Here is a 3,495-nt window from a genome sequence, read left to right as displayed (position 1 = left end):
CAACTTTAAAATGATTACAAGTAATTACTCTATATCAGTAAATTTATATTGGAGAAAAACATATATTTTGTAATCAAAATTAAGACGCTTAGCTATATTAAAAGATTTCTTTATTTTAAATTGATAGAATTAAGCAACAAATCATAAATAATAGGAGTGCTTTTAATGTCTCATGAGCTATCTATCAAAGCTGCTATTTTTGATATGGATGGGTTATTAATTAATTCTGAACCCCTTTGGAGCCAAGCAGAAAAAGAAATTCTTAGTAAACTTGGCGTTAATACTTCAATTGCTAATCAACTTCCCGACACTCTAGGATTACGTATCGATCAAGTGGTACAACTGTGGTATTTAGCTGTCCCCTGGCAAGGAACCTCATTAGAAGAGGTGGAACAAAAAATTGTTAGACGGGTTATTGAACTTATAGAAGAACAACGACCTTTATTACCAGGTGTTAAACATGCACTTCAACTATGTCAGGATCATAATTTAAAAATTGGTTTAGCATCAGCTTCACCAAAGCACATATTAGAAAAAGTACTCACTATGTTTAATATTCGCGATTACTTTTCAGCCGTAGTATCAGCGACACCATTAGCCTACAGTAAACCCCATCCAGAAGTTTATTTACAAGCAGCGAAACTGCTAGCTATAGAACCAACACATTGTGTGGCTTTTGAAGACTCTTTTCATGGTATGATTGCAGTTAAAGCTGCACGTATGCGTAGTATCGTTGTCCCACCAAAAGATCATTTCACTGATCCACGTTGGACATTAGCAGACGTCAAACTCAATACGCTGGCTGAATTAACAACTAAGCATATCGTTTAAATTTGATCAATTGGCAGTAATTTGATGCATCAGTATACTGCCAAACTAATACAATATCACTTCTCTTACAAAAAATTGCTCTTATTACTTAATAAATAAGATATTTTTTCGATTACATTACTCAAACTAAGCCAAAACTATTATACTTTGAAAACTGTATAAATAAACAATTTTATATTATATGCTATGACTGCCACCGGGCATCTTTTTTTTAGTATCATCATTAATACTTGTGCATAAACTAGTAATAACACCTGAGTTTGCACATGGTGATTGGCTTCATTTATTAACCGGTGCGCTACTTGGCGCGCTGCTACCGGATATAGATCATCCATCCTCTTCTCTTGGACGCTTATTTCGTTTCATTTCTGTGCCAATTTGTCGTTTATGTGGTCACCGTGGTTTTACCCACAGTTTACTCGCATGGCTGCTCATTATGTTATTATCAACTCAATTGCCCAATAGTTACTGGCTTTCTGATGACCTGATTCAAGGATTCTTATTAGGTTATTTTAGTCATTTAGTCCGTGATATGTTAACCGCGAAAGGGATACCTTTCTTATGGCCAGCAAAAATTTCTTTCTGTTTCCTATCTTAGGTAATAATTTTAATCAAAGAGCACAACATTTTATTGTCATATTATTAGCTATTTGTGCGATATTAATTCCATCGAACTATCAATTACCACTACGACCACTGTTACAAGAGACAAAAAACGTTATTACATATGTAGTTAATAAATTAAATGATTTAATTTTATTCCATTCACAATGAAACATTATGAATATAAAATTGAATTTAGTTATAAGAAAATTATTTTTATTGCTGATAATATATAAGGGAAAATGAGTTTCATTGGAAGTTTTTCATCATCTTACTTCACCAATGACAAAGAATCTTATATCTAGAACAATAAACCGAGCTGGAAAGTGGGTATGAATTTCCCTGTAATTCTGAATGTACTTATCTTTATCCTATTATTGCTGTTATTGGCCAAAATAAGTGCAGATGGATGGAGCCTATCAAAAAAGTTTTTGTCGGTCTTCTTATTGTTGGTACTGTTTTTGGTGTTGTTTTACATTTAGTATATGGTATTAATAATCAAATAGTGCATGATTCATTATCTTGGTTCAATATTGTAGGCAATGGGTATGTGAAATTACTTTAAATGATTATTATGCCTTTGGTATTTGCTTCCATACTAAATGCGGTAGCGCGTTTGCATCAAACCTCTTCATTAGGAAAAATCAGTTTTTTCACTATTGGGATCCTTCTTTTACAACAGCCATTGCCGCTCTCATCGGGATTATTATTACATATTGGTTTGGCTTAACTGCAGAAGGTCTGGTACAAACTAGTAGTGAAACTATTCAACTTGGGATAATAGAAAATAACTAAATACACAAGGTTTCTGATTTAACAATACTTCAATTAATATTATCATTTATTCCTAAAAACCCATTTGCCGATCTGGCAGGAGCTAATCCAACATCTATTATTAGCGTTGTTATTTTTTCTACCTTTTTAGGCATAGCGGCTCTCCAATTAGCTAAAACTAATCCCGAAAAAGGTGAAAAAATATTATCTGCTATTGATATTTTTCAATCCTGGATCATGAAGCTGATTCGGCTAGTTATACGGCTTAAACCATATGGAGTAATGGCTTTAATGATTAAAGTTGTTGCTAATTCAAACCTACAAGATATTATCAAACTTGGCAGTTTTGTCATTGCGTCTTATTTAACATGATCCTTAATGTTTATTGTCCATGCTATACTTCTTTCTTTTTCTGGCATTAATCCGATAAAAATTTTTAAAAAAGTCATTCCTGTATTAATTTTTGCATTTACTAGTCGTTCAAGTGCTGGCAGTATTGCATTAAACGTTGAAACGCAAACTCAGCAGCTGGGCATTCCTGAATCAATTGCTAATTTTTCAGCATCCTTCGGCACAACAATTGGTCAAAATGGATGCGCAGGTATTTACCCCGCAATGCTTGCTGTAATGGTTGCCCCAACGGTAGGAATCAATCCCCTGGATCCTATATGAATCGCTACACTTGTTGGTATTGTGACCATAAGTTCTGCCGGGGTGGCCGGCGTAGGTGGGAGAGCAACTTTTGCTGCATTAATGGTTTTACCTGCAATGGGATTACCAATTACTTTAGTAGCGTTACTTATTTCGATTGAACCATTGATCGATATGGGAAGAACTGCATTAAATGTTAATGGCTCAATGGTTGCAGGAACAATTACTAGCCAATTGATGCATCAAACGGATAAAAGTATTTTCGATAAATAATATTTCAAACTTATAATCTCTGTCCAAAAGTCCTATTAGAAATCTCTTTAGGACTTTAAAACAACTAGTCAACTTTATCAAATAGATTATTTTTATAATTAAATACGATTGACAATAACGATTATTTTGAAACTTAAATAATTATTTTGTCTACTCATAATTTTCATTTTAAATCCACTAGATAACCAATAAATGCATATAGCTAAGCGACTTAATTTTGATTACACCATATTGAGTGCGAACAAAATATCTGTGTCGTATCCTAGCGCTCTTTTTTTGCATTTAGCTTGTGCCCATTTATGTTCAATTGGATTAAGATCTGGCGAATAGGTAGGCAAATATTCCACCATATGCCCCGCATCG

2 protein-coding genes and 1 pseudogene are annotated in these 3,495 nt (G+C 33.6%); all 3 read left to right on the top strand.

Annotated elements, in window-relative coordinates:
• Positions 1 to 165 precede the first annotated feature (165 nt).
• The 3 genes and pseudogenes from hxpB to ARSQ2_RS10490 all read left to right on the top strand — a co-directional run bounded on the left by hxpB (position 166) and on the right by ARSQ2_RS10490 (position 3,132).
• Positions 166 to 831, top strand: a complete 666-nt coding sequence (gene hxpB / locus ARSQ2_RS10500) for a hexitol phosphatase HxpB (RefSeq protein ID WP_181995269.1) — start codon at positions 166 to 168, stop codon at positions 829 to 831.
• A gap of 232 nt (positions 832 to 1,063) precedes the next feature.
• Entirely contained in the window at positions 1,064 to 1,429 is a 366-nt protein-coding gene (locus ARSQ2_RS13260) for a metal-dependent hydrolase (RefSeq protein ID WP_238334466.1), read from the top strand.
• Positions 1,430 to 1,766: 337 nt separating this feature from the next.
• A pseudogene (locus tag ARSQ2_RS10490) lies at positions 1,767 to 3,132 on the top strand (L-cystine transporter).
• Positions 3,133 to 3,495 lie beyond the last annotated feature (363 nt).

Source organism: Arsenophonus endosymbiont of Bemisia tabaci Q2 (assembly GCF_902713415.1).
In the GTDB taxonomy this organism is placed as follows: Bacteria; Pseudomonadota; Gammaproteobacteria; order Enterobacterales; family Enterobacteriaceae; genus Arsenophonus.
Note: the sequence above shows the minus strand (reverse complement) of the source record. Positions and strands in the feature narration are given on the sequence as shown.

What these genes read in the sequence shown, in the direction of transcription:
- hxpB (WP_181995269.1), top strand. Translation starts at nt 166, where the DNA reads ATGTCTCATGAGCTATCTATCAAAGCTGCTATTTTTGATATGGATGGG.